Source organism: Stenotrophomonas sp. YJH_SMC_53 (assembly GCF_059369995.1).
In genome coordinates this window covers 20,652-44,709 of the sequence record NZ_JCAFTF010000010.1, presented here as the reverse complement: position 1 = coordinate 44,709, position 24,058 = coordinate 20,652, and the positions used below count along the sequence as shown (strand labels likewise).

The window sequence follows — 24,058 nt, the reverse complement described above, 5'->3', positions numbered from 1 at the left end:
CCGGTGATCGGTTTACTTCGCGATCAGTGCGTGGCGGCGGCTGTACAGGAAGTACAACACCAGGCCGGCCACGTTCCACAGCAGGAAGTACAGCTGGGTGGTGTGCGGCAGGCTGATGAACAGGTAGATGCAGCCCAGTGCCGCCAGCGGGCCGACCACGAAAGCCAGGGGCGTGCGGAAGGTACGCTCGCGGTTCGGCTCGCGCAGGCGCAGCACCACCAGACAGATGCCCACCGCAGTGAACGCGGCCAGGGTACCGGCGTTGGCCAGTGCGGCGATCTCGTCCAGGCGCGCCACGCCGGCCAGGGCCGACACCACCACCGCAGTGAACAACGTGGTCGCCACCGGCGTTCCGGTACGTGCGTTGACCTTGGACAGGCCACGCGGCAGCAGGCCATCGCGGCTCATCACAAAGAAGATGCGGCTCTGGCCGTACAGGAAGGCCAGCAGCACGGTCGGCAGGGCGATGATCGCGATCACGCCGATCACCATTGCCGCGGTCGGATGGCCCAGCTGGCGCATGATCAGCGCCAGCGGCTCGGCGCTGTGGCCGAACACCGCGTAGCTCATCGCACCGACGGCCGCCAGCGCCACCAGCACGTAGACGATGGTGCAGCCGATCATCGAACCGATGATGCCGATCGACAGGTCGCGGCCCGGGTTCTTGGTCTCCTCGGCGGCGGTGGAGATCGCATCGAAGCCGTAGAAGGCGAAGAAGATGATGGCTGCCGCCGCCATCACGCCGTGCTCGACGCCATCGGGGCCCATCGACTTGGCAAAGCCGTACGGCATGAACGGCTGCAGGTTGGCGCTGTCGAAGGCGGGCAGGGCCACGGCGACGAAGATCGCCAGCGCGATCAGCTTGAACACCACCAGGATCGCATTGAGCGTGGCGCTTTCCTTGGTGCCGGCCATCAGCATGCCGGCCACCAGCCAGGTGATGATGATCGCCGGCAGGTTGATCATTCCGCCTTCCACGTGCGGGCCGGCTGCCAGCCAGGCCGGCAGGTGTACGTTCCAGCCGAACTGGGTGTGGACCCATTCGAGGAAGCCGACGAAGTAGCCGGACCAGCCCACCGCCACCGTACTCACCACCAGCGAGTACTCCAGGATCAGGCTCCAGCCCACCACCCAGGCAAACACCTCGCCCAGCGCGCTGTAACTGTAGGTGTAGGCACTGCCGGCGGCCGGCATCATCGTCGACAGCTCGGCGTAGGACAGCGCCGCACAGGCGCAGACCGCACCGGCGATGGCGAAGGAGATCAGCACGGCCGGGCCGGCCAGGTTGGCACCCACGCCGATCAGCGTGTAGATGCCGGTACCGACGATGGCACCGATGCCCAGCGCGATCAGGTGCGGCCAGCTGAGCGTCGGGATCAGACGCCTGCCGGCTTCGTGGACGGTGACGGAATCTAGGGACTTGCGCCGGAACAGGGACATGCAGGCCTCGGAAGGGGTGACTAAGAACGACAAGTTCCCGAGTGTGACCGAACGCAGCGCAGCATTACCACTGACGCGGGTCATACCCGACGCGCCGCGCGCTGCACCGCGATCAGGCTGCCGGAATCGGCATAAAGCAGGCCGGACCCCCGCGCCGGGCGACGTCAGGGCATGGCGGGCCAGTGGCAGCCGTCTTCCTGCCAGGCCTCGACGTCGTCGTGAAAAGAGCTCCTGCGCCCGTCACGGGCACGCTCATAACGCAGGTCCAGCACCAGCGCGCCCTGGGTACTTAACAGGTAGCGGCCGTTGAGGCGGCCAGGGCGATCTTCGGCCAGCACCGTGCTTTGCATCGAGATCCTGCGCAGGGGCAGGCGCTTGCGCTGGCCGGCGTAGCGCACGTCGGACTGTCCGTCCTCCAGCCAGCGCCATTCCAGGTGGATGCTGCCGTTGCGACCGCCGGTCAGGCAGCGATGGTCCTGCACGGTGGCGCCAGAGGCGGTGCCGGCGAACAGCAGGGCCAGGCCGAGCAGCGGCAGCCGCCCGTTCATCCGTTCAGCCCCAACCGGATGCCAAACCCCACCAGGAACAGGCCGGCCACGCGGCGCAGCGCGTCGCTGATCCGCGGGTGCTGGATCAGCCGGCGACGGGCCAGGTTGCCCGCGCCGATCAGCATCGAGCAGTAGGCCATGCTGACCACCAGGATGATGCCGGCCAGCGCCGCGAAGGTGGCGATGCCCTGGTGTGCCTTCGGGTCGATGAACAACGGCAGGAAGGCCATGTAGAACAGGATCGCCTTCGGATTGAGCAGGCTGACCAGGATCGCCTGCTGGAAGTAGCGGCCCGGCTGCATGCGGATCGGGCCGGCGTCACCGCCCTCGTGCTTCGGCGTGCGCAGCAGGCTGATGCCGACCCACACCAGGTAGCCCGCACCCAGGTACTGCACGGCGTGGAACACCAGCGGGTTGGCCTTGAGCAACGCGGCCACGCCGGCCAGCGCCAGCCACATCAGGATCTGGTCGCCGACCAGCAGGCCGGCCAGTGCGGTGTAGCCGCCGCGCACACCGCCACGGCCGGTGGCGGTCAGCAGGGTGAAGGTACCGGGACCGGGCAGGGCGAGAAACACCAGCACGGCGACCAGAAACGTCCACAGGTCCTGGATGCCCATCCACGGCATGGCGGTGTTCTCTCTTACGGGGGGCCGCCATTGTCGGCCAGCGCCGGGACTGGCGACAGGGGGCCGGCAGGATCTTCGGGCATGCCAGACAGCAGAGGTTGCAGGTGCTGGCGCAGCTGCGCGTGCAGCTGCCGCACCGCCGGCGAGAACTGCTTGCGGTGCGGGCAGACCAGCTGCAACGGTATGTGGCTGCCGATGCCATCGAGCAGCAGCTGCAGGCGCCCTGCAAGCACATCCTCGCGCAGGTCCAGCCAGGATTTGTAGGTGATGCCTTCGCCGGCCACCGCCCAGCGCCGCACCACATCGGCGTCATCGCAGACCAACGGGCCGCGCACCGGAATCACGCTGCGGCGCCCGTCGACCTCGAACGACCAGCGATCATAGGCGCGGCCACTGAGCTGGTAGACCAGGCAATCATGCTCGCGCAGATCGTCCAGGCGCGTGGGCATGCCGCGCCGCTGCAGATAGTCGGGCGACGCCGCGAGTATGCGCCGATTGCCTTCCAGCAGGGGCAGGGCGACGTAGTTGGCGTCGTCGAAGTGGCCGATGCGGATGGCCACGTCGACCGGGTCGCGGAACACGTCGGCCACTTCGTCGGACAGGCGCAGGTGCAGGCGCAGCCGCGGGTGCGCGGCGCGAAAGGCGCTCAGCCAGGGCAGCAGCAGATTTCGACCGAAGTCCGACGGCGCCGACAGCTGCAGGGTGCCGTGCAGTTCGGCGTCTTCGCCCTGCACGCGCGCCTGGCCCTCGCGCAGGGTGGCCAGTACCTCCTGCGCATACGGCAGGTACAGCGCCCCCTCGCCGGTCAGGCGCAGGCTGCGCGTGGTGCGCACGAACAGTCGCAGGTCCAGCTCGCGTTCCAGCCGCGCCACCGCCGCAGCGACCTGCCCCGGCAGCAGGTCGGCTTCGCGGGCTGCCTGCGAGAAGCTGCCCAGTGCGGCAGTGCGGACGAACAGCTGCAGATCGTCGAAGCGGATCATCTTCATCGCCAGAGTGAAAGTGCTGCCCGATTCTGCGCCTTTCCGAGGGACCGCGCGCGGCGCAACCTGTCGCCTCCTTCCCCACTGGACCGCTGCCATGCGCGCCATTGCCTACACCCAAGCCGGCCTGCCGATCGATGATGCCCAGGCCCTGATCGACATTGAACTGGAACTGCCGCAGCCCAGCCCGCGTGACCTGCGCGTGGCGGTACGCGCGGTGGCGGTGAACCCGGTCGACACCAAGGTCCGCCGCGGCGTGGCCACCGATGGCCCGCGCGTGCTGGGCTGGGATGCGGTCGGCATCGTCGACGCGGTGGGCAGCGAGGTGACCCTGTTCCAGCCCGGCGACGCGGTCTACTACGCCGGCGTCATCGACCGCCCGGGCAGCAATGCGCAGTACCAGCTGGTGGATGAGCGCAGCGTCGGCCGCAAGCCGGCCAGTCTCGACGATGCCGCCGCCGCGGCGCTGCCACTGACTGCAATCACCGCCTGGGAGCTGCTGTTCGACCGCCTGCGCATCCCGGAGGGTGGTGGCGAAGGCCAGACCCTGCTGGTGATCGGTGCTGCCGGTGGTGTCGGTTCGATTCTGGTGCAGCTGGCACGGAAGCTGACCAAGCTGACCGTGATCGGCACCGCCTCGCGCCCGGATACCCAGGACTGGGCGTACGCAATGGGGGCACACCACGTGATCGACCACAGCCTGCCGCTGGCCGAGGGACTGGCGCGGCTCGGCATCAGCGAGGTGCAGCATGTCGCCAGCCTGACCCACACCGACCAGTACTACGCGCAGATCGTGGAACTGCTGGCACCGCAGGGCCAGCTGGGGCTGATCGATGATCCTGGCCAGGTGGACGTGATGGCGCTCAAGCGCAAGGCGTTGTCACTGCACTGGGAGTCGATGTTCACCCGGCCGCTGTACCGCACTGCGGACATGCAGCGCCAGCATGACCTGTTGAACCGTGTGGCCGAGCTGATCGACACGGGCGTGCTGCACACCACCCTGGGCGAGCACTTCGGGCGCATCGACGCGGCCAACCTGCGGCGCGCCCACGCGCTGCTGGAAAGCCAGCGCGCCAAGGGCAAGATCGTGCTGGAAGGCTGGTAACACCGGCGGTCCCCGCGCGCCCTTGGGGTCAGATCCCTTTCCCCCCAGGGAAAGGGATCTGACCCCTGCCTCAGGCCACGCCGTTGTCGACGTGGGTGGCGAAACCGGGCTGCTCGCGCAGCCGTTCGAACCACGCCGAGAGGTGTGGCAGCACGGGCTTGTTGCCAGGTGTGCTGCGCCAGCGCTGGGCCGACAGCCCGAGCACGATGTCGGCCAGAGTGAAGGCGTTGCCCGTCACGTGGCAGTGGCCACCGGCCAACTGTGTGTCGAGTACGCCCATCAAGTGGTTCCACTGCGCCAGGCTGGCCTCGGCGCGGGCATCGTCCGGGTAGTCCGGATGCCGGCGCACGCGCGCCATGAACACGTGCCGCCAGGCGCTGTTGAGGTCGCTGGCCTGCCAGTCCATCCACTGCTCGACCCGGGCGCGGCCCTGCGCCGTACCGGGCAGCAGGTCATCACGGCCAGCACGTACGGCCAGGTAGCGGCAGATGCTGTTGGATTCCCACAGCACGAAGTCGCCCTCGCGCAGGACCGGCACCTGCCGGTTGGGATTCAACGTGGCCAGCAGGTCCGCCGGTGGTTCTGGCTCGTGTTGGAGTGGCAGGTCGAGGCCGGCGCACAGCCACAGCACCTTGCGCACGTTGATGGAGGTGGGCTTTCCGTACAGAGCGAGCATGGTCCTGACGCAGCAGCTGAGACTCGGCCAGCCTACACTTGCCCCATGCAAACCGAATATCTGCTCATTGCCGGCCTTCTATTGGCCGTGCTCATCCTGCAGCTGGTCGCCCTGCTGCGCCGCCCGCCGCATGACCGCCTGGAACAGGCCGTGCGCGAGGAGGCGCGCGCCGGGCGCAGCGAACTGCGCGAACAGCTCGATGGCTTCGCCCGCGCGCTGACCGATCTGTCCACCCGCACCGATCAGCGCCTGGACCTGCTGCGCGAAGCGCTGGGCGAAGATGCCCGCAAAGCGCGCGCTGAAGTGGCCGACAGCCAGCAGCGCGGCGCAGCATTGATGGGGCAGCGGCTGCAGGAACTGCGCGGCCAGCTGGAGACCTTCGGCCAGCAGCAGGAGGCACGCATCCATGCGTTTGGCCAGCAGCTGCAGGAGCTCACTGCGCGCACCGATACCCAGCTCGGGGCGCTGCGCCAGACCCTGGTGGACGATGCACGCAAGGGCCGCGAGGAGGGCGCGCTGTCGCAGCAGCGCCTGACCGACAGTCTGGGCCTGCGCCTGCAGGAACTGACACAGCGCAACGAGCAGCGCATCGCTGAGATGCGTGCCACGCTGGAGGAACAGCTGCGCGCGCTGCAGAACGACAACGCGCAGAAGCTGGAGCAGATGCGCCACACCGTGGACGAGAAGCTGCAGTCGACGCTGGAAACGCGGCTGGGCAATTCCTTCAAGCTCGTCTCCGAGCGCCTGGAACAGGTGCAGCGTGGCCTCGGCGAGATGCAGCAGCTGGCCACCGGCGTGGGCGACCTCAAGCGCGTGCTGACGAACGTCAAGAACCGCGGCAGCTGGGGCGAAGTGCAGCTGGAGAACATCCTCGAGCAGACACTCACCCAGGAGCAGTACGCGCGCGCGGTGAGGGTGCGCCCGGATAGTGGCGAGATGGTCGATATCGCCGTGCGCCTGCCGGGCCGCAGCAGCGACGACACGCCGGTGTGGCTGCCGATCGACTCCAAGTTCCCGCGCGAGGACTACGAGCGCCTGCTGGACGCACAGGAACAGGGCGATGCCGAAGGCGTGCGCCTGCAGGGCATCCAGCTGGAGCGCGCGGTGCGCGTGCAGGCCAAGTCGATCTGCGACAAGTACATCGTGCCACCGCACACCACGGACTTCGCGGTGATGTTCCTGCCCACCGAAGGCCTGTATGCCGAGGTGATCCGGCGCCCGGGCCTGGTTGACCTGCTGCAGCGCGAGCACCGTGTGGTGGTCGCCGGACCGACCACGTTCACTGCGTTGCTCAACAGCCTGCAGATGGGCTTTCGCACGCTGGCCATTGAAAAGCGATCCAGCGAAGTGTGGAGCCTGCTGGGTGCGGTCAAGAGCGAGTTCGGTAAGTTCGCCGGCATCCTGGAAAAGGCCGAGAAGCAGATCACTACCGTTGGCCGCAGCATCGGCGAGGCCAGCCGCAAGACCCGCACCATCGAACGCCGCCTGCGTGGCGTGGAGTCGCTGGCGTCCGAACAGGCGCAGTCGCTGCTCGGCGACCTGGCCGAGGGTGATGCGGTGGCCGAGGAGGAAGGCAGTGATGGCGAGGGCGACGAGGCCTGAGCCACGCTGACACGCCGCCTGCATCGCCGATGGGTATGCTGGCGGCCTGTCCGCTTCGACCAGGTACCGCCATGCGCCTGCCCCGCTTCACCAGCCTTGTCCTGACCGCGCTGCTCGCCGCCTGCGGCAGCGCGCCAACGACCGTGGGCACGACCACGCAGGCCGCCTCCAGCACCCCCGAAGCGGTCGAAGCCTACCGCGAAGCACGTGACGTCGACTGCCAGGCCGCCGGTGGCACCCTGCAGCGGCTCGGCCGGCTGCAGCGCGAGCAATGCGTGATTCCCTATGCCGACGCCGGCAAGGCCTGCAGCCGCAAAAGCGACTGCACGGGCCAGTGCCTGGCCGCAGGCGAGGCAATGGCCGGTGATGTGGCGTCCGGTACCTGCCAGCGTGATGCCAGCCAGAACTTCGGTTGCCGCCAGCGTATCGATGACGGCAAGGCGCAGGGCATGATCTGCGTGGATTGAGGATGCCTGTAGAGCCGAGCCCATGCTCGGCTGCCATGGCATCAGCCGAGCATGGGCTCGGCTCTACAACAGCGCGCGCGGCGCTATGCTGGTGGGCCATTCCCGCCGTAGCCGGAGCCCCGCGTGAGCACCCCGATCCAGGACATTCCCCTCACCACCATCGACGGCCAGCCGTCCTCGCTTGCCGACTACCAGGGCAAGGTGCTGCTGCTGGTCAACGTCGCCTCCAAGTGCGGCCTGACCCCGCAGTACGAAGGCCTGCAGGCGCTGTATGCGGAAAAGCACGCGCAGGGCCTGGAAGTGCTGGGCTTCCCCGCCAACAACTTCCTCGGCCAGGAGCCGGGCAGCGAGGCCGAGATCCAGCAGTTCTGCCAGCTCACCTACGATGTCAGTTTCCCGATGTTCTCCAAGATCAGCGTGGCTGGCGAGGACACCCACCCGCTGTACCGGCAGCTGACCGCCGCGCAGCCGCAGTCGATCGGCGAGGGCCCGCTGCGCGAGCGCCTGGCCAGCAAGGAGATCCCGATCCATCCGGCACCGGCGGTGCTGTGGAACTTCGAGAAGTTCCTGGTCGGCCGTGATGGCAAGGTGGTTGCACGCTTTGCCCCGGACGTGGCGGCCGATGACGTGCGCCTGCGTGACGCCATCGAGGCCGCGCTGGTGGCCTGAGCAAAGCGTGCCAACCGAGGTTGGCACCTACCGGAAAAGAAAAACCCCGCCGAGGCGGGGTTTTCTCATGCATCGCAGAGCGATCTCAGTGGGTCCATTGCGGCATCGGCATCGCATCCACGGGGATCGGCGAATTGGCATCATCATGGCCGCGGTCGCGCTTGCTGCGCAGGTCGTTCTCGATCTGGTAGTTGCGGCGCTGCATCCACGCATCGCGCACCAGCGAGTACTCGTCCACGGCGGTATCGCGCAGATCATCGATCGCCAGCAGCTGTGCGCGGGTGTCGACCAGCTGCAGGCCCTGCAGGCCGATGCGGACCTTGTCTTCCTCGATGCGGCGGATCGGCGACAACGGGATGTCACCGGCCAGGCCGAACACATCGCGCACGGTACGCGGGCCGAAGAACGGCAGTTCCACGTAGCGCGAACGACGCCAGCCCCAGGCTCCCAGGGTCTGGCCGAAATCTTCATTGCGACGCGGCACCATCGCCTTGCTGGCCGGATCGAACAGGCCACCGATGCCCAGCGTGCTGTTCATCAGGAAGCGGCCGAGGCTGTCCCACGCATCGGCACCGCGGCCCTGCAGCAGCTGGTTGGTGATGGTCACCGGCGCACGCAGGTTGCTGAAGAAGTTGCTGACGCCGGTCCGCGCGAAACGCGGCACCACGTGGGTATAGGCGGTGGCCAGCGGGCGGGCCACACCGCGGTCGACCGCATTGTTGAACTTGTGGACCTTGCGGTTGAACGGTTCCCACGGATCGTAGGCCGCGGCACTGCCGGTGTTGCCGGTGCCACCATACAGGGCGTCGAAATCATCGTCGCTGGCGGCGGTGGATGCTGCGGTCTTCGGTGGGCTGGCCTCTGCGCCCTGCGGCGCAGTTGTCGGCACCGCAGCGGCAGGCGTTGCCGGGTTGGCCACGGGAGCGACCGGAGCAGTACCGACCACCCCGGTATCGGCCGTTGCGGCCGTCGCTTCGGCAGCAGGGCCGGGCGCCACCACGGTGCTGGCGACCGGTGCGTCGCTGCGCGCGGGCTTGCCGGCACAGGCGGTCAGGGCGGTGGCCAGGAGGATCAGGGGGAAAGTGCGTACGACGTTCATGTCAGCTCGCAGCAGAAGTAGCGTTGAAGTCCAGGTCGGGCGACAGCCGGTAGGCTGCGCTCAGCTCGTTGAAGCCGGCCGGCGCGCCGGAAATGGCCAGCGCATGGCCCGCCTTGCGTGCCCGGGCGGCCAGTTCGGCCAGCAGGGCCAGGCCGGCGCTGTCCACGCGCTCGACCTCGCCCAGCTCCAGCCGCGCCAGCTGGGCTGGCAGGGCCTGCAGTTGCGGCCACAGTGCAATCACCGCGGCACGGTCGAGCACCCCGCGCAGGCGCAGGGTGTCGCCTTCCAGCAGGGCCAGTGCGTTACTTGCCATTGCCCGCCGGCCCGGCCTGCAGGCTGCCGCTGTGCAGCTCGCTGGCCACCTGCTTGATGCCCTTCTGGCGCAAGGGCGTATCGAACTGGTTGCGGAAGGTCTGCACGTAGGAAATGCCTTCGATGTTGACGTCGAAGATCTTCCACTGGCCGTTCACGTTGCGCATCCAGTACTCGACCGGGGTCGGTTCGTTGCCGGCGCGCACCAGTTCGGTGCTGACGCGCACGCCACGGTTGCCCGGCAGCGGGCTTTCACCCTTCAGGCGGAAGCTCGGTTTGCCCTGGATGTTGAGCAGGGTCGAACCGTAGCGCTGCATCAGGCTGTCGGCCATCGCATCGGCGAACAGCTTGATGTCGCCGTCGGAGGCGCCGCGGGCGTGCGGGCCCAGCACCAGGCGTGCCGCATAGTCGCGGTCAAAGGTGCGGTTCAGTTCGCTGTCGATGTAGCTGCGCAGGCTGGCCGGGTTGCTGCTGAACTCGCTGCGGCGCTGCTGCAGCGTGGTGAGAATGCGCGTGCTGGCATCGATCACCACCTTGCCGGCCTGGCCCTGCGCTGCGGCAGCGGCGGGGGCGGCCGCCTGGGCCTGGGCAAGGAACGGGGTGGCCATCAGCAGCGCCGAGGCGAGCAGGGCGGGAATCAGTTTCATTTTCATGGTTGCGGTTCCGTTGCAGGCGCCTGCGCGCCATCGTTGGGCTTCTGGGCAGCGCCGCCACCGGCGCCGCCACTGAACATGTACTTGCCGACCAGCTGGATCAGATCCACCGCCGGCTGGGTGAAGACGATCTCGTCACCGGCCTTCAGCACGTCCGGGTCACCGCCCGGCTGCAGACCGATATAGCTCTCGCCGAGCAAACCACTGGTGAAGATGCCCGCCGAGGTGTCCGCCGGCAGGTCCTTGACCTTGCTGTCCATGCGCAGGGTCACGATGGATTCGAACTTCACCGGATCCAGGTCGATGGAGGCGACCTGGCCGACGGTGACGCCGCCGATCTTCACCGGCGCCTGCTTGCGCAGCTGGCCGACCTGGGAGAAGCGCGCCTTCAGCTCGTAGCCCTGGCTGCCCCAGCTCCAGCGCTGGTTGGTCGAGGCCACGGCCAGCACCATCAGCGAGGCCAGGGCCAGCAGCAGGAATGCGCCGACAGAGAATTCGAGTCTGGGACCGCGGATGGCCATGTGGATTACCTGATCGAGTCGTGGTGGCCGCGCGCGCCTGCGCACCGCCGGTGGAGGGGTTAGGTGAACAACATTGCCGACAGCACGAAGTTGAACATCAGCACCAGCAGCGAGGCGTTGACCACCGCACGGGTGGTCGCCACCGAGGTGCCCTCGATGGTCGGCTCGGCGTGGAAACCAACATAGGCGGCGACAAGCGCTGCGGTGCCGCCGAAGATCGCCGACTTCAGCATCGCCACGCCGAAGTCGTCCCAGAAATCGACGCTGTTGCGCAGTGCCGACCAGAACACGCCATTGTCCAGGCCCAGCACATGCACCGCTTCGAAGTAGCTGGCGCTGATCGCCAGCGAGCAGAAGATGCCGGTCAGCAGCGGCACGGTCAGCACCGCCGCCCAGAAGCGCGGCGCGACGGCCTTGGCCACCGGGTCGATCGCCATCAGCTCCAGTGCCTTGATCTGGTCGGTGGCGCGCATCAGGCCCAGTTCGGCGGCGATCGAGCTGCCGGCGCGGCCGATGAACAACAGCGCGGTCAGCACCGGCGCCAGTTCCCGGTACAGCGACAGGCCGAGCAGGGTCGACAGCGCGTCGGCCGCACCGAAGGTGGTCAGCGTGCGGTAGCCCTGCAGGGTCAGCACCAGGCCGACGAAGGCACCACCGACGGCGATGATCGGCAGCGAGCGTGCGCCGATCTTGTAGATCTCGCGGGTCAGCTCGGCCAGGAAATCACGGGTCGGCAGCGAACCACGCAGCACGGTCAGCGAGAACAGGCCGGCGCGACCCAGCGAGCGGGTGGCTTGGACGAACGGCATCAGGCGACCCTCGCGCGCGGCGCGGCATCGAACGGAATGGGGCCATCGGGCTGGCCGTGCAGGAACTGCCGAAGCAGCGGGTCCTGACTGGACTGCAGCGCCTCGGGCGTGCCCTGGAACACGATGCCGCCATTGGCGATGGCGATCACCTGGTCGCAGATCGGCAGGGTCTCGTGCACGTGGTGGCTGACAATGATGCTGGTCAGGCCCAGGCTGTGGTTGAGGCGCTGGATCAGGCTCATGATCACGCCGGAGGCGATCGGGTCCAACCCGGTCAGCGGCTCGTCGTAGATCATCAGTGGCGGATCCAGTGCCAGCGCGCGGGCCAGCGCGACCCGGCGCGCCATGCCACCTGACAGTTCGCGCGGCCAGGCATCGGCAGCGGCCAGCAGACCCACGGCATGCAGCTTCATTTCCACCAGGCGGCGCAGCACGGCGGTCGGCAGGCGGGTATGCGTGCGCAGTGGCAGCGCGACGTTTTCGGCGACGGTCAGATCGGTCAGCAGGCCGTTGCCCTGCAGCAGCACACCCACGCTCTTGCGCATCTCCAGCAGCGCGCCGCTGTCATGCGGAATCGGCCTGCCGAACAGGGTGACCTCGCCGGCGACCGGACGCAGTTCGCCGGTCAGTGCCGCCAGCAGGGTCGACTTGCCACTGCCGGACGGGCCCAGCACGGCCGTGATGCTGCCCTTGGGCACCTGCAGCGACACGTCACGCAGGATCGTGCGCCCGCTCCGGTCGATGCGGACGTTGGATAACTGCACCAGACTGGAGGCGGAAGCCGACATGGGCACCATTAACGTTTTTTAGACATCGAAGGATCGGGCCCATCGGCTGAACATAAGCAGACTGGACGGTCCAGTATTGTGGCACGGCATGACCCTTGCCAGGCCGGGACAATCGGCCGGCAGCGCGGAACAATCCGTACCGGCGATGGGCTGGCCATTGAATACTGCCTGCCGTGCTGCACACTGTGCATGATGAGTGACCCGGGCAGCGATTTCCGCCTCTACCATTCCAACTCCCTGGACGTGCTGGCTGCGCTGCTGGCGCGCAACGTACGTGTGCCGGTTCCGGGCCAGCCGTTGCTCGCGCCGGAGGTGGTGCTGATCCCGCAGGTGGCGATGCGGCGTTGGCTGCAAGCGACACTCGCTGCCGAATATGGCGTGGCCGCCAACCTCGAGTTCCTGACCCCGGGCGAATTCGTTGCCCGTGCACTCAATGCCAATGTGCCGGGCGAACGCGACGACCTGGACGCCGCGGGCCTGCACTGGAAGCTCTACCAGGCATTGCGCGACCCGGCGCTGCTGGCGCAGCCACCGATGCGCGCGCTGCAGTCCTATCTTGCCGGCGGCGACGCCCTGAAGCCGTGGGCACTGGCCGGTGAACTGGCGTCGGTGTTCGAGAAGTACCAGGCCTGGCGCCGCGACTGGTTGCTGCGCTGGGAGGCCGGCACCGACCCGGCCGACCCGCAGGCGATCCTCTGGCGCACCATCGCCCATGGCCGGGACTACCGCGCGCGCCGCATCCAGGCGTACCTGGATCGCTTCGAGGGTGCCGGCCAGCCGCTGCCGCAGGGCCTGCCACCGCGGATGTCCGCGTTCGCGACGCTCAACATCTCGCCCGACGTGCTGCGGGTGATGGCCACCCAGGCGCGGGTGGGCGAGCTGCACTTCTATATGCCCACTCCGGTGCAGTCGTACTGGGGTGACCTGCAGACGCTGGCCGAGCGCCTGCGCAGCGGCGCGCCCGATCCCTTCGGTGAAGCGGCCGGTGAGAACCGCCTGCTGGAGGCCTGGGGTGCGGCCGGCCGCGACTTCATGGCGGTGCTGGGCAGCTACGAGGTGGTGCACCCGGCCGGCGAGATTGCCGCGTATTCGGATCCGGAAGAAGACACCCGGCCGACCCTTGACGAAGGCGGCCTGTCCGACAGCCTGCTGCATCGCCTGCAGCGCGATCTTTTCCATCGCCGCGCGTTGCCCTCGGGCGAGCTGCGCGATGGGCTGCGCAGCGACGACCCCAGCCTGCAGGTGCATGCCTGCCACACCCGGCTGCGCGAGCTTCAGGTGCTGCACGACCAGCTGCGCAGCCTGCTGCAGGACCCGCGCTTCGACCCACCGCTGCAGGCGCGCGAGATTGCGGTGCTGGCGCCGGACATCGATCCCTATGTGCCGTACCTGGAGGCGGTGTTCGGCGGCCGCGGGGGGGAGGACGAGCACATTCCCTACGCGCTGGCCGACAGCAGTCCGCTCGCGGGCGAGCCGCTGGCCGATGTGTTCGTGCACCTGCTGGGCCTGCCGGTATCGCGCTTTGGCCTGAATGAAGTGCTTGACCTGCTGGCCAGCGCGCCGCTGGCCGAAGCGGCCGGACTGGAGGCGGTGGACTTCGATCGGCTGCATGGCTGGCTGCAGCAGGCCGGCGCACGCTGGGGCCTGGATGCGAAGCACCGCAACCAGCACCAGGCGCCGGCCGACGACGCTTACACCTGGCAGTTTGCACTGGACCGCCTGGTGCTCGGTCACGCCACCGGCAGCGAGGCGGACCTGGCCGGCGTGGCGCCGTGGATCGAACTGGAAGGCGGCGCGCTGGAAGCACTGGACCGGCTGCTGCGGCTGCTGCGCGTGCTGGCGGTCTACCAGCGTCGCCTCGGCGAGCTGCTGACCCCGGCGCAGTGGCGGCAACGGCTGCTGTCGCTGCTGGACGCGCTGCTGCCGACTGCGCCCAGTTCACCCAACAGCCAGCGCGCCCTGGAGCGGCTGCGCAAGCTGCTGAACCAGTTCGCCGACGATGCCGCCAAGGCCGGTTTCGAAGACGGCGTGCCGCCTGAGGTGGTGCGTTCGCACTTCGCCGGCGTACTGGGCGAGGCCGATACGCGCGCGCCGCTGCTGACCGGTGGCATCAGTTTCGGCCGCATGGTGCCGATGCGCCTGCTGCCGTTCCGGGTGATCTGCGTGCTCGGTCTCAATGACGGCGATTTCCCGCGCCGTGACCCGGCCGCGGGCCTCAACCAGCTCACCGCCGAGCTGGACACGCCGCGCCGCCGCCCGGGCGATCGCTCCACTCGCGAAGACGACCGCTTCCTGTTCCTGCAGCTGTTCGCCGCCGCGCAGGAGGTGTTCTACCTCAGCTACCTCGGCGCCGATCCACGCGATGGCAGCGTGCGTGAGCCGTCGGTGCTGGTCAGTGAACTGATCGATGCCGCCGCCGCGTATCACCTCGATCCGCCTGCGGCGGTCCGCGACTTTACCGTGCGCCATGCACTGCAGCCGTTCTCACCGGCGGCGTTCGGAGAGGGTGATCCACGCCGCTTCAGCTATCGGCGGCAATGGCATCCCGCTGCCGGCCGCCTCACCGGCCAGCGTGGTGGCCTGCAGCCGTGGTTCGATGCCCCGCTGCCGCCGCCGCCCGACGATGCCGTGGAAGACGAGCTCGCGCTCGACACCCTGCGCCGCTTCCTGTGCGACCCGGCCGGGCAGTTCCTCGCACAGTCGCTGGGCCTGCGCCTGGCCGACGATGCCGGGGAAGTTGATGACCTGGAACCGCTGGTGCTGTCATCGCGCGGCCCGGAAAAGCGCAGCGTGCAGGCGGCGGTGGTGCGCGCAACGCTCAGCGGTGATACCGAGCCGTTGTACCCGCGGCTGCGCGCGCGTGGCCTGTTGCCGTCCGGTCCATTGGGCCAGCGCCAGTTCGAGGTGGAGCAGCTGAAGACGCGTCCGTATGCCAGTGCGCTGCTGGGCTGGATGCAGGGCGAACCATTGGAAAGCCGTCGCTACGAAGTGGACATCGATGGCGTGCGCCTGCACGGCCGCGTGGCCGATCGGCATCCCGAAGGCCTGGTGCGGCTGCGCGCCGGCACGCTCAATGGCAATGCAGTGATCCGCCAGGGCCTGGACTGGCTGCTGGCCAACGCCGCCGGCGACGCACTGCCTCTTGTGCAGTTCCACGATGGCGGCGACGCCGGTCCCGGCCCGCATGTACTGCCGGCACTGAGCGCGCCTGCTGCACGCGCGGCGCTGCGCGCGCTGCTGCAGTTGCGCCAGCGCGGCCTGCGTGAGCCGCTGCGCTTTGCCCCGTATACCGGCTGGGTGCTGTACAACGCGCCGGCAGAGAAACAGCGCAGCGAGGGCTGGAAGCAGTGGCATGGCAGCGACCGCAGCTGGGGTGAATCCAGCAGCGACGCCTGGCAGCTGCTGCTGCGGGGTGCCGACCCGTTCGCCTCCGATGCCAGCTATGCCGACCTGCTGCGCAACAGCCAGGTGGTCTTCAGCGCGGTGCGCGAAGGCCGCACCCTCGGCGCCGAAACGCGCCAGGAGGGCAGCGCATGAGCCCCGCCTTCATCGATGAGCGAGCCCAGTGCATGGCGGTCGATCCCTATCTGGCCCTGCCGCTGGATGGCATCCGCCTGATCGAAGCCAGTGCCGGTACCGGCAAGACCTTCACCCTGGCTACGCTGTTTACCCGCCTGGTGGTGGAACAGGGCCTGCGCATCGGACAGATCCTGGCGGTGACCTTCACCGATGCGGCTACCCAGGAACTGCGCAAGCGCATCCGCGAGCGCCTGGCGCTGGCGGCGCGACTGGTCGATCTGGAACCGGTCGAAGGCGAAGCGCCGGACGTGCGGCTGACCCGCGAGGTGCTGCTGCGGCATCTGCAGAGAGGTACCGAGCGCGCCGCCGCACTGAAGCGCCGCCTGCAGGTCGCCGCCGATGAGATCGACCTCGCGTCCATCTTCACCATCCACGGTTTCTGCACCCGCGTGCTGCGCGAGCACGCGCTGGAAAGCGGCCACACGTTCGATCCACCGGAGCTGCTGGCCAGCGACCGTGAGTTGCTGGAAGCGCTCGCGGCCGACCTTTGGCGGGTACATGCCAATGACCCGGCCACGCTGGAACCGCTGACCTGGCTGTGGTCCACCCCGGACGCACTGGCCGCCGATCTGCGCGCGCTGCTGGCCGCGCCGCCGCTGCACCCGTTGCCACAGGCGGTGGCGCTGCCCGATCCGCAGGCCGCCCTGCAGAGTGTTGCCGAAGAGCTGTCCGCAAGCGTGCGCGAGCATGGCGAGCAGTTCTTCATCGACCTCTGCGATGCGGTCGACAACAAATGGATCAACGGCGTGTCCTACAAGCTGGGCTGGCTGCACCCGCTGGGCCGGCAACTGCTGGGCTGGGCCGAGCGCGCCGACCCGCGCGAGCTGCTGACCAGCGAGCGCCTGCCGGCACTGCTGCCGGAGGCGCTGGCAGCCAAGACCAACAAGAAATTCGCCGAGCGCACGCCATCGTCGCCATTGCAGGCGCCGTTGGCCCGCTATGTCGCGCTTCTGGCCGAACGCGATGCCTGGCTGCGTGCCACCGCGTTGAACTTCCTGCACGTGCTTCGCGACGAAGCCAGACAGCGCCTGCAGGCGCTGAAGCGCACCCGCCGGGTGCAGACCTACGACGATCTGATCGATGGCGTGGCACTGGCCCTGGAAGGCCCGCAGCGGCTGGCACTGATCAAGCAGCTGCGCGCGCAGTACCGCATCGCGCTGGTCGATGAGTTCCAGGATACCGACGACCGTCAGTGGGGCATTTTCCACACCGTGTTCGGCGATTCACCGGAGGTGCGCGAGCTCGGCCTGGCACCGGCGCTGTTCCTGATCGGCGATCCCAAGCAGGCGATCTACGGTTTCCGCGGCGGTGATATCCACACTTACCTGAAGGCCAAGCGGGTAGCGCAACAGGCGCCGGTGCTTGACCAGAACTTCCGCTCGCGACCGGCCGTGCTGCGCGCGCTGCAGGCGTTGTACGACAACGGTGGCGAAGACGCCTTCCTCGAGCGTGGCATCCAGTTCGAGCCGGTGCGGCCCGGTGGCGTGCGCAGCGATGCGGACTACCAGCGCGATGGCCATGCCGCCCCGGCACTCACCCTGCGCGTGCTGCGCAGTGGCGGTGACAAGGCGATGAGTGCCGATGCCTCGCGCGAAGCAGCGACCCGGGCCTGTGTGGCGGCGATCCACCAGATCCTGGTCGCGGCACGTGCAGGCAGTGCTGTTCTGCGTGGGCGCCCGGTACAGCCGGGTGACATCGCGGTGCTGGTGCGCTCGCATCGCGAGGCCACGCTGGTGCAGCGCGCGCTGGCCGCGGTCGGCATTCCTGCCGTGGCAGCGGGCAAGCAGAGCCTGTTCGCCACCAGCGAAGCGCGTGATCTCCGTGCACTGCTGCTGGCGCTGCTGCAGCCGGCGGACGAAGGTCGCCTGCGCGCAGCGCTGGCCACGGTACTGCTCGGCCAGCGCGCCAGTGCGATCGCGGCGATGGAGCGCGAGGGCGACCTGCAACGCGGGTTCCAGGCGCAGCTGCTGCATTGGCGCGAGCGCTGGCAGCGCGGCGGCCCGTTCGCGGTGATCGCCGACGTCTGCGCCGCACAGGGCGAACGCCTGCTGGCGCTGATCGATGGCGAGCGCCGCCTGACCAACTACCTGCAGCTGGGCGAACTGCTGCAGGAAGCCTCGGCGCAGGCGCTGGGCATGCACGGCCTGCTGGACTGGCTGCAGGGCCAGATGGCCAGCGCCGACCAGGATGACGAGCAGCAGTTGCTGCGCCTGGAATCGGATGCGCGCCGCGTGCAGATCATCACCCTGCACAAGAGCAAGGGCCTGGAGTACCCGCTGGTGTTCCTGCCCTTCGTGGGCATCGACGGTGGTGCGCCCAACACCGCCTCGCACTGCACGGTGCATGTGGGCGGCCAGCGCCAGCTGCACTGGAAGCTGGGCAAGGACGAGGCCTGGGAAGCGGCCACTGCGCAGTGCGAGCGCGAGCAGCGTGCCGAGGATGCGCGCCTGCTGTATGTCGGCCTGACCCGCGCCGAGCACGCGCTGTGGATCGCCGTGGGTGATCTGGCCGGGCTCGGCAGGACGCGGCTGGCACCGCTGCTGGGTGACCTGCAGGCGCTGCGCGCGCATGCCGATGTGCGCATCGATGACAGTGAGGTACCGGCTGCGCTGCCGCAGCTGGCGGCCGAAGTGGAAGGGGATCTTCCGGCGGTGCGTGCACTGACCCGGCGCGTTCCGCACGACTGGTGGGTGTACAGCTTCACCCAGCTGGCCCACGCCGATGCCGGCGCGGGCAGTGACATCGAAGCCGCTGCCACCGCGCTGCCGGCGCCGGCAGCCGACGAACCCACCGGCCCGGAGCTGCCGCTGGAACCGGCACTGCCGGAAGCCGCCGCGGCGGCCGAGGACAGCGCGCCGCTCGACCCGCGTTTCATGGGCAGCCGCTTCGGCAACGTGCTGCACGAGGCAATGGAAAACGTCGACTTCGCCGCATGGGCTGACTGGCAACCAGGCCGGGAAGCTCCCGAGGGCCAGGCCGAGGTGCTGCGCAAGGCGCTGCACGATGAGGGCTATGCCGACGTCGATCTGGACGATGGCGTGGCGGTGCTGGTGCCGCTGGTGGGCCACACGCTGACCGTACCGCTGCCCGAAGGCGGTGCGCTGCACAGCCTCGGTGAAGGCGAGCGCCGCGCCGAAATCGACTTCCATTTCGCCATCGAGGCGACCACCGTGCCGGCGCTGTTGCAGGTGCTGCATGCGCATGGTGTTTCCAGTGGCCGCCGCGGCTTCGGCCAGCGCCGCCGCCTGGAGGGGCTGATGACCGGCATGATCGACCTGACCTACGTGCGTGATGGCCGGTGGTACGTGCTCGACTACAAGTCCAACCGCCTGCCCGGCTACAGCCCGGACCTGCTGGCCATTGCCATGCGCCACAGCGAATACGATCTGCAGGCGCTGATCTACACCGTGGCCCTGCATCGCTGGCTGCGCTTCCGCTTGGGCGCCGCCTACGACTACGAGCGCGACATGGGCGGTATCCGTTACCTGTTCTGCCGCGGCCTGGATGGCACGGGCAACGGCGTGCACGTGGATCGTTTCCCGTTCGCGCTGGTGGATGCACTCGACGCACTGTTCGCCGGCGGCGAGCAGGCCCAGGCCCAGCTCGCCGCGCGTGCCCGTGGAGCCAGCGCATGAGCCTGCTGAAGGAACTGCATCAGAAGGGCCTGCTGCGTACCCTCGACCACGCATTGGCGACCAGCCTGCAGCGGCTGCGCGACGACACGCCCGACAGTGTGGCACTGGCGGCGGCGCTGGCTTCGCTGGCGGTGTCCCAGGGCCACGCCGCGTTCGATCCGGCACAACCGCAGCGGTTGCTGGAAGGCGTGCCCGAGTGGCCCGCCGCGCAGGCCTGGCTGGCGCAGCTGCGCGCATCGCCATGGGTGGCCACACCGGAGCAGGCTGACGCCATCGCCGGGGATGCCCCCTTGGTGCTGGAGAACGGGCTGCTGTACCTGCGCCGCTACCGCGAGTACGAGCGCCAGTTGGCCACCGGTCTGCAGCGCATCGGCCGGCATCCGCTGCCGGCGCCGGACATGGCAGCGTTGGCGCCATTGTTCGCGCAGCTGTTCCCGCACGCATCGCACGGCGAAGATCACCAGGCACGCGCAGCCGGCGTGACGCTGCGCCATCCGCTGGCGCTGGTCACCGGCGGCCCCGGCACCGGCAAGACCACCACCATCGCACGCCTCTTGCTGCTGCTGGCCGCGCAGGCCCGGCACGCCGGCCAGCCGCTGCCCGAGGTGGCGCTGGCCGCGCCCACCGGTCGCGCCGCCGAGCGGATGGCCGAGAGCCTGCGCATGGCCGTGCAACGCCTGCAGGAACAGGGACTGGATCCGACGCTGTGCGCGGCACTGCCCAGCAGCGGCACCACCCTGCATCGACTGCTCGGCGTGATTCCCGACTCACCACGCTTCCGCCACCACGCCGACAACCCGCTGCCGGTGGACGTGGTGGTGGTCGACGAAGCGTCGATGATCGATCTGCCGATGATGGCCAAGCTGGTCGATGCAATTGCCAGCGGCACCCGCCTGATCCTGCTCGGCGATCCCGATCAGTTGCCCTCGGTCGAAGCCGGTGACGTGCTCAGCGCGATCCTGCGCGCCAGCGGCGATGGCATCGGCACCCGCGCCGACGATGCGCTGGCGCTGCATGGCCTGCTGGCACCGGCCACCTTGCAGCCGCAGGCCGCACCACGCGCCTTCGCCGGCCGTCGCGTGCAGCTGCAACGCGGCTACCGGCAGAGTGATGCGCTGGACCTGGCACCGCTGGCGCATGCCGTGCGTGAAGGTGACAGCCACACTGCATTGCAGCTGCTGCGCGGTGGTGGATTGGCTGGCGTGCAGTTCCACGAAGGTGAGGCGGACCCGCTGCGTGGCCAGCGTGAGCACCTGCTGGGCCACTGGCGTGCACTGGCCGAGGCCGCGGATCCGGTACGTGCCCTGCAGCAGGCCGGTCGCCTGCGCGTGCTGACCGCGCTGCGTGAAGGCCCGCAAGGTGCGCGCGGGCTGAACAGCCGTATCGAGCAGCTGCTGGCCGGCAATACCCCGGGCTACTTCCAGGGCCGCCTTCTGCTGGTCACCGAGAACAGCTACCGGCACCGCCTGTTCAACGGCGACATCGGTATCTGCCTGCGCGACGACAGCGGCGCGATGGTGGCCTGGTTCCCGGGCGACACCGTCGAGCAGCCACGCGCCTTCCACCCGGCCGCACTGCCCGCGCACGAAAGCGCCTTTGCGATGACCGTGCACAAGGCACAGGGCTCGGAGTTCGATGAAGTGTGGCTGCAGCTGCCACGCCAGGACAGCCGCGTGCTGTCGCGCGAGCTGGTCTACACCGGCCTGACCCGCGCCCGCCAGGTACTGCATGTGGCCAGCAGCGCCGACGTGCTGCAGGCCGCACTGAAACGCCACGCCAGCCGGTTGGGCGGCCTGGCCTGGCGGTTGGGTGCCGAAGATGTGGCCGAACAACCGGCGCGCATCGAACAGCCTACGGTGCAGGGCACGTTGTTCTGAATCGGGGTCGGATCCCGTTCCCATTGGGAACGGGATCTGACCCCTTCACCTGATCGCCAGGCAGAAGCAGTCGAGCGTGGCTCGACTCTACAAAAGCGCGCTTCGATCGTTCTGGTGGTCATCCACGCATGGCGTGGATCTACGCGATGAATACCAACCCATCAGGAAACACGATCGCCGCTTCATCCGCACTCACGTCGAAGAAGCCCACGCCGTGCTTCTCGGCCAGATCCTGCACCCGCCCGTGCGCGCGCTCGGCCACCGAGTAGGCGAACGCGCCGTAGATCACCTGCCGGCCGATGCTGTACTCGGTCACCTCGGCGCGGTCGTCATCGTCGTTGCTCAGTGGTCCGTTCAACGGCGGGAATTCCTGCGCCATCTCCGCAAACCACGCTTGCAGCGCCGGGCTGCTGACGGCTGGGTCGTCGTACTCGTGGCGCTCGTTCCACTGCGTCTGCTTTTCGAACCAGGCGATGAAAGCCGCCACCTCGCGTGGCGCGGCGCTGGCCTCGAACACCATCATGTCGTAACTCATTGAACCGTCCTGTGGGGATCGCGAGTGGCCGCCGGGCATGGCCCGGCGCTACCGAACCACGATGGTAGCGCCGGGCCGCGCCCGGCGGATCGCATTACACGGACGGCGATTCGGCGCCTACCCATCCCGGCGCCAACGCCTTGGCCTCCGGGAACAGCGCGAAGCGCAGGCCGATCAGGCCCATCAGCGCCTCGTCGCGGGCCTTGCACGCCGCCACGCTGCCAACCCGGCCCAGCGAGGTATCCAGCCGCTCGCGCAGCGCCTGGTCTGCAGCAATCGGCTTGCGCGCCGCGATCTGCCGCCGGTAGTGCCCAGCGATCTCTTCCAGGATGTGCTCGACGGCTTCGCGGCTGCGCTCGGGCAGTTCCAGCCGTGCACGGCGCAGCTGCAGGATGTTCAGGCCGATGCGCGCCTCGTTGAGCATGTCCACCGAGGCGATGTCGCTGCCCTCCGGCGTCGCTGCCAGGCGCGGTGCGAGCAGGCCCAGCAGGTCGAGCATGCGTGCGGCGAAGCGTTGCCGATCCTGCTGGCCACGTCCTTCGGCGGCTTCGGCCAGCGTGGTCCAGCCCTGCCGCACCAGCCGGCGCGCGGTCCACTCGGCACCCACCGAACGGAACAGGCGGGTCATCACCACTGCAAAGCCAATGCCGATGAACATCGCGATCGACGAATTGAGGAAAGTCTGGATGTTGGCGCTGTAGGTGTTCTGCAGGCTCAGCAACGCAGCCAGATTGACTGTCAGCGGCAGCGCGAACAGCGCACTCTTGGGATGATGCAGCAGCAGTCCCAGCGGCAGGAAGGCCACCGCCAGCACAAGCGCCAGCAGGCCGAAGTCGTGCACGGCTGGGAACACGCCGAACAGGTACACGCCCGCCACTACCGAGGCGACCATCGCCCACACCAGGAACTGCACCATGCTGGGGGCCGGATCGTCCTGTGCGGCGAAAAATGCGGCCGTCACCGCCGCCATCATCGCGCCGTTGCCGCCGCCTTCCCAGCCCAGCGCGATCCACAGCACGCAGTAGCTCATCAGCGCTACGCCGGCACTGAGCGCGGAGAACAGCGCCATGCCGTAGTCGACGTGCTTGTCGGCGGCCACGCGTTCGGTGCGGATGCGGTAGTGCGCGCGATCCAACGGCGCCGTGCCCTGGTCGATCGCGTGCTGCAGGGTGCGGCAGTCCTGCCACAGGTCCACCAGTTCTTCCAGGCGCAGCAGCAGGCTGGCCAGCTGCAGGTGCTGCAGGTCGCGGTCCACCTGCGGCTTCAGCGCGCTGATGCGCGCGCGCAGCCGCGCGTACTCGCTGGCGTTGGTCGGGCCATCCAGCCACTCGCGGATGTCGTCGACCAGCGCCGGCAGCCCATCCGGCAGGGCCTGCCCATCGCTGCGCAGCGCGCTCAGGCGATCGGCGATCGACGACAACACCGGCAACAGCAACAGCATGCGCTCGCGCAGCCGCTCCATCGACACCGCAGACCCGGCATGGCGTGGATCGTCGCGGCGCAGGAACTCGATCAGTGCCTCGAACTGCACCAGGTCGGCAGCCAGCCGGTTGCGCGGCGCATGCGCGCGGCCACGCTCAAGGATCTGCCGGCACCACTGCGCAGCGTCCTCCATCCAGTTGCCGATCCGGGCGCGCAGCATCGGCCGCACCGACGCCGGGAACAGCAGCGAGGCGAACAGCACGGCCACCACCGTGCCGAGGATGATCTCCTCGCTGCGCGCCACCACGGTGTCGAAGATGGTCTCCGGCGAAGTTACCGCCGGGAAGCCGATGAAGGCGGTGGTGTAGCCGGCCAGCAGGAACGCGTAGCCGCGAGGGCCGCGATTGAGCAGGGCCATGAACAGGCAACCGGCCAGCCAGATCGACATCGCCGCACTCAGCACCAGCGGGGTTTCCACCAGCGCCGGCAGTACCAGCAGCGTGGCCAGCCCGGCCACCAGGGTGCCGACAATGCGATACACGCCCTTGGCGCGGGTCGGGCCCAGCAGCGGCTGGCTGACGATGTACACCGTGCCCATCGCCCAGTATGGGCGCGACAGGTTGCCGGCCATGGCGATGTACAGAGCGGCCACCGCGGCAAGGTAGGTCTTGATCGAGAACAGCCAGGCCTGGCGATCGGTCAGCGCGTTCATGGC

At 68.7% G+C, this 24,058-nt stretch carries 20 protein-coding genes; 7 read left to right on the top strand and 13 right to left on the bottom strand.

Annotation, left to right across the window (positions count from 1 at the left end; translation table 11 throughout):
• Positions 1 to 12: 12 nt before the first annotated feature.
• From AC5P7X_RS15815 to AC5P7X_RS15800, 4 genes are all read right to left on the bottom strand, one after another.
• On the bottom strand, positions 13 to 1,440 hold the full coding sequence (locus AC5P7X_RS15815; protein ID WP_049417155.1) for an amino acid permease: 1,428 nt from the start codon (positions 1,438 to 1,440) through the stop codon (positions 13 to 15).
• A gap of 164 nt (positions 1,441 to 1,604) precedes the next feature.
• Complete coding sequence (locus tag AC5P7X_RS15810) at positions 1,605 to 1,988, bottom strand: hypothetical protein (protein WP_171958332.1); 384 nt, start codon at positions 1,986 to 1,988, stop codon at positions 1,605 to 1,607.
• Positions 1,985 to 2,614: a leucine efflux protein LeuE gene (gene leuE, locus AC5P7X_RS15805; RefSeq protein ID WP_495215129.1), complete on the bottom strand. Its 630-nt coding sequence runs from the start codon at positions 2,612 to 2,614 to the stop codon at positions 1,985 to 1,987. Before leuE ends, AC5P7X_RS15810 begins: the two co-directional genes overlap by 4 nt.
• A gap of 14 nt (positions 2,615 to 2,628) precedes the next feature.
• The gene (locus AC5P7X_RS15800; RefSeq protein ID WP_053496735.1) at positions 2,629 to 3,600 is read right to left on the bottom strand and encodes a LysR family transcriptional regulator; all 972 of its coding nucleotides are present in this window, start codon (positions 3,598 to 3,600) and stop codon (positions 2,629 to 2,631) included.
• Between the two features lie 91 nt (positions 3,601 to 3,691).
• Between AC5P7X_RS15800 and AC5P7X_RS15795 the strand changes: the two genes are divergently transcribed.
• Positions 3,692 to 4,699 (top strand): zinc-binding alcohol dehydrogenase family protein, encoded by a 1,008-nt coding sequence (locus AC5P7X_RS15795; protein WP_495215128.1) that lies wholly within the window; start codon positions 3,692 to 3,694, stop codon positions 4,697 to 4,699.
• Between the two features lie 70 nt (positions 4,700 to 4,769).
• Here AC5P7X_RS15795 and AC5P7X_RS15790 read toward each other — a convergent pair whose 3' ends face one another.
• Entirely contained in the window at positions 4,770 to 5,375 is a 606-nt protein-coding gene (locus tag AC5P7X_RS15790; protein WP_329842750.1) for a glutathione S-transferase family protein, read from the bottom strand.
• A 45-nt stretch (positions 5,376 to 5,420) separates the two neighbouring features.
• On the opposite strand from AC5P7X_RS15790, the gene AC5P7X_RS15785 reads away from it, so the two are divergent.
• From AC5P7X_RS15785 to AC5P7X_RS15775, 3 genes are all read left to right on the top strand, one after another.
• Entirely contained in the window at positions 5,421 to 6,977 is a 1,557-nt protein-coding gene (locus AC5P7X_RS15785) for a DNA recombination protein RmuC (RefSeq protein ID WP_188248604.1), read from the top strand.
• A 71-nt stretch (positions 6,978 to 7,048) separates the two neighbouring features.
• Complete coding sequence (locus AC5P7X_RS15780; RefSeq protein WP_329842751.1) at positions 7,049 to 7,444, top strand: hypothetical protein; 396 nt, start codon at positions 7,049 to 7,051, stop codon at positions 7,442 to 7,444.
• A 123-nt stretch (positions 7,445 to 7,567) separates the two neighbouring features.
• Complete coding sequence (locus tag AC5P7X_RS15775) at positions 7,568 to 8,113, top strand: redoxin domain-containing protein (RefSeq protein ID WP_171958327.1); 546 nt, start codon at positions 7,568 to 7,570, stop codon at positions 8,111 to 8,113.
• A gap of 85 nt (positions 8,114 to 8,198) precedes the next feature.
• On the opposite strand, the gene AC5P7X_RS15770 is transcribed toward AC5P7X_RS15775, so the two are convergent.
• From AC5P7X_RS15770 to AC5P7X_RS15745, 6 genes are read right to left on the bottom strand one after another with little or no spacing between them, the layout of a single operon-like run.
• Entirely contained in the window at positions 8,199 to 9,212 is a 1,014-nt protein-coding gene (locus tag AC5P7X_RS15770) for an MlaA family lipoprotein (protein WP_070488825.1), read from the bottom strand.
• 1 nt (position 9,213) lies between these two features.
• Positions 9,214 to 9,525 carry an STAS domain-containing protein gene (locus tag AC5P7X_RS15765; protein WP_005421254.1) on the bottom strand — a complete coding sequence of 104 codons (312 nt, stop codon included), beginning with the start codon at positions 9,523 to 9,525 and terminating at the stop codon, positions 9,214 to 9,216.
• The gene (locus AC5P7X_RS15760) at positions 9,515 to 10,177 is read right to left on the bottom strand and encodes an MlaC/ttg2D family ABC transporter substrate-binding protein (protein WP_053496740.1); all 663 of its coding nucleotides are present in this window, start codon (positions 10,175 to 10,177) and stop codon (positions 9,515 to 9,517) included. The genes AC5P7X_RS15765 and AC5P7X_RS15760 overlap by 11 nt, the downstream gene beginning before the upstream one ends.
• Entirely contained in the window at positions 10,174 to 10,698 is a 525-nt protein-coding gene (gene mlaD, locus AC5P7X_RS15755; protein WP_005411706.1) for an outer membrane lipid asymmetry maintenance protein MlaD, read from the bottom strand. The genes AC5P7X_RS15760 and mlaD overlap by 4 nt, the downstream gene beginning before the upstream one ends.
• Before the next feature lie 59 nt (positions 10,699 to 10,757).
• Positions 10,758 to 11,507 carry an MlaE family lipid ABC transporter permease subunit gene (locus AC5P7X_RS15750; protein WP_005414955.1) on the bottom strand — a complete coding sequence of 250 codons (750 nt, stop codon included), beginning with the start codon at positions 11,505 to 11,507 and terminating at the stop codon, positions 10,758 to 10,760.
• The gene (locus AC5P7X_RS15745; RefSeq protein ID WP_049402893.1) at positions 11,507 to 12,295 is read right to left on the bottom strand and encodes an ABC transporter ATP-binding protein; all 789 of its coding nucleotides are present in this window, start codon (positions 12,293 to 12,295) and stop codon (positions 11,507 to 11,509) included. Before AC5P7X_RS15745 ends, AC5P7X_RS15750 begins: the two co-directional genes overlap by 1 nt.
• A 189-nt stretch (positions 12,296 to 12,484) precedes the next feature.
• On the opposite strand from AC5P7X_RS15745, the gene recC reads away from it, so the two are divergent.
• The 3 genes from recC to recD are packed head-to-tail and all read left to right on the top strand — an operon-like array spanning position 12,485 to position 21,386.
• Positions 12,485 to 15,832: an exodeoxyribonuclease V subunit gamma gene (recC, locus tag AC5P7X_RS15740; RefSeq protein WP_053496742.1), complete on the top strand. Its 3,348-nt coding sequence runs from the start codon at positions 12,485 to 12,487 to the stop codon at positions 15,830 to 15,832.
• On the top strand, positions 15,829 to 19,509 hold the full coding sequence (gene recB / locus AC5P7X_RS15735; protein ID WP_495215125.1) for an exodeoxyribonuclease V subunit beta: 3,681 nt from the start codon (positions 15,829 to 15,831) through the stop codon (positions 19,507 to 19,509). Before recC ends, recB begins: the two co-directional genes overlap by 4 nt.
• The gene (gene recD / locus AC5P7X_RS15730; RefSeq protein ID WP_206620861.1) at positions 19,506 to 21,386 is read left to right on the top strand and encodes an exodeoxyribonuclease V subunit alpha; all 1,881 of its coding nucleotides are present in this window, start codon (positions 19,506 to 19,508) and stop codon (positions 21,384 to 21,386) included. Before recB ends, recD begins: the two co-directional genes overlap by 4 nt.
• Before the next feature lie 139 nt (positions 21,387 to 21,525).
• On the opposite strand, the gene AC5P7X_RS15725 is transcribed toward recD, so the two are convergent.
• Both AC5P7X_RS15725 and AC5P7X_RS15720 read right to left on the bottom strand, forming a co-directional pair.
• Complete coding sequence (locus tag AC5P7X_RS15725; protein ID WP_053496745.1) at positions 21,526 to 21,921, bottom strand: hypothetical protein; 396 nt, start codon at positions 21,919 to 21,921, stop codon at positions 21,526 to 21,528.
• Between the two features lie 94 nt (positions 21,922 to 22,015).
• On the bottom strand, positions 22,016 to 24,055 hold the full coding sequence (locus AC5P7X_RS15720; protein WP_053496746.1) for an FUSC family protein: 2,040 nt from the start codon (positions 24,053 to 24,055) through the stop codon (positions 22,016 to 22,018).
• Between the last annotated feature and the right edge of the window lie 3 nt (positions 24,056 to 24,058).

What these genes read in the sequence shown, in the direction of transcription:
- AC5P7X_RS15815 (WP_049417155.1), bottom strand. Translation starts at nt 1,440, where the DNA reads ATGTCCCTGTTCCGGCGCAAGTCCCTAGATTCCGTCACCGTCCACGAA.
- AC5P7X_RS15810 (WP_171958332.1), bottom strand. Translation starts at nt 1,988, where the DNA reads ATGAACGGGCGGCTGCCGCTGCTCGGCCTGGCCCTGCTGTTCGCCGGC.
- leuE (WP_495215129.1), bottom strand. Translation starts at nt 2,614, where the DNA reads ATGCCGTGGATGGGCATCCAGGACCTGTGGACGTTTCTGGTCGCCGTG.
- AC5P7X_RS15800 (WP_053496735.1), bottom strand. Translation starts at nt 3,600, where the DNA reads ATGAAGATGATCCGCTTCGACGATCTGCAGCTGTTCGTCCGCACTGCC.
- AC5P7X_RS15795 (WP_495215128.1), top strand. Translation starts at nt 3,692, where the DNA reads ATGCGCGCCATTGCCTACACCCAAGCCGGCCTGCCGATCGATGATGCC.
- AC5P7X_RS15790 (WP_329842750.1), bottom strand. Translation starts at nt 5,375, where the DNA reads ATGCTCGCTCTGTACGGAAAGCCCACCTCCATCAACGTGCGCAAGGTG.
- AC5P7X_RS15785 (WP_188248604.1), top strand. Translation starts at nt 5,421, where the DNA reads ATGCAAACCGAATATCTGCTCATTGCCGGCCTTCTATTGGCCGTGCTC.
- AC5P7X_RS15780 (WP_329842751.1), top strand. Translation starts at nt 7,049, where the DNA reads ATGCGCCTGCCCCGCTTCACCAGCCTTGTCCTGACCGCGCTGCTCGCC.
- AC5P7X_RS15770 (WP_070488825.1), bottom strand. Translation starts at nt 9,212, where the DNA reads ATGAACGTCGTACGCACTTTCCCCCTGATCCTCCTGGCCACCGCCCTG.
- AC5P7X_RS15765 (WP_005421254.1), bottom strand. Translation starts at nt 9,525, where the DNA reads ATGGCAAGTAACGCACTGGCCCTGCTGGAAGGCGACACCCTGCGCCTG.
- AC5P7X_RS15760 (WP_053496740.1), bottom strand. Translation starts at nt 10,177, where the DNA reads ATGAAAATGAAACTGATTCCCGCCCTGCTCGCCTCGGCGCTGCTGATG.
- mlaD (WP_005411706.1), bottom strand. Translation starts at nt 10,698, where the DNA reads ATGGCCATCCGCGGTCCCAGACTCGAATTCTCTGTCGGCGCATTCCTG.
- AC5P7X_RS15750 (WP_005414955.1), bottom strand. Translation starts at nt 11,507, where the DNA reads ATGCCGTTCGTCCAAGCCACCCGCTCGCTGGGTCGCGCCGGCCTGTTC.
- AC5P7X_RS15745 (WP_049402893.1), bottom strand. Translation starts at nt 12,295, where the DNA reads ATGTCGGCTTCCGCCTCCAGTCTGGTGCAGTTATCCAACGTCCGCATC.
- recC (WP_053496742.1), top strand. Translation starts at nt 12,485, where the DNA reads ATGATGAGTGACCCGGGCAGCGATTTCCGCCTCTACCATTCCAACTCC.
- recB (WP_495215125.1), top strand. Translation starts at nt 15,829, where the DNA reads ATGAGCCCCGCCTTCATCGATGAGCGAGCCCAGTGCATGGCGGTCGAT.
- recD (WP_206620861.1), top strand. Translation starts at nt 19,506, where the DNA reads ATGAGCCTGCTGAAGGAACTGCATCAGAAGGGCCTGCTGCGTACCCTC.
- AC5P7X_RS15725 (WP_053496745.1), bottom strand. Translation starts at nt 21,921, where the DNA reads ATGAGTTACGACATGATGGTGTTCGAGGCCAGCGCCGCGCCACGCGAG.
- AC5P7X_RS15720 (WP_053496746.1), bottom strand. Translation starts at nt 24,055, where the DNA reads ATGAACGCGCTGACCGATCGCCAGGCCTGGCTGTTCTCGATCAAGACC.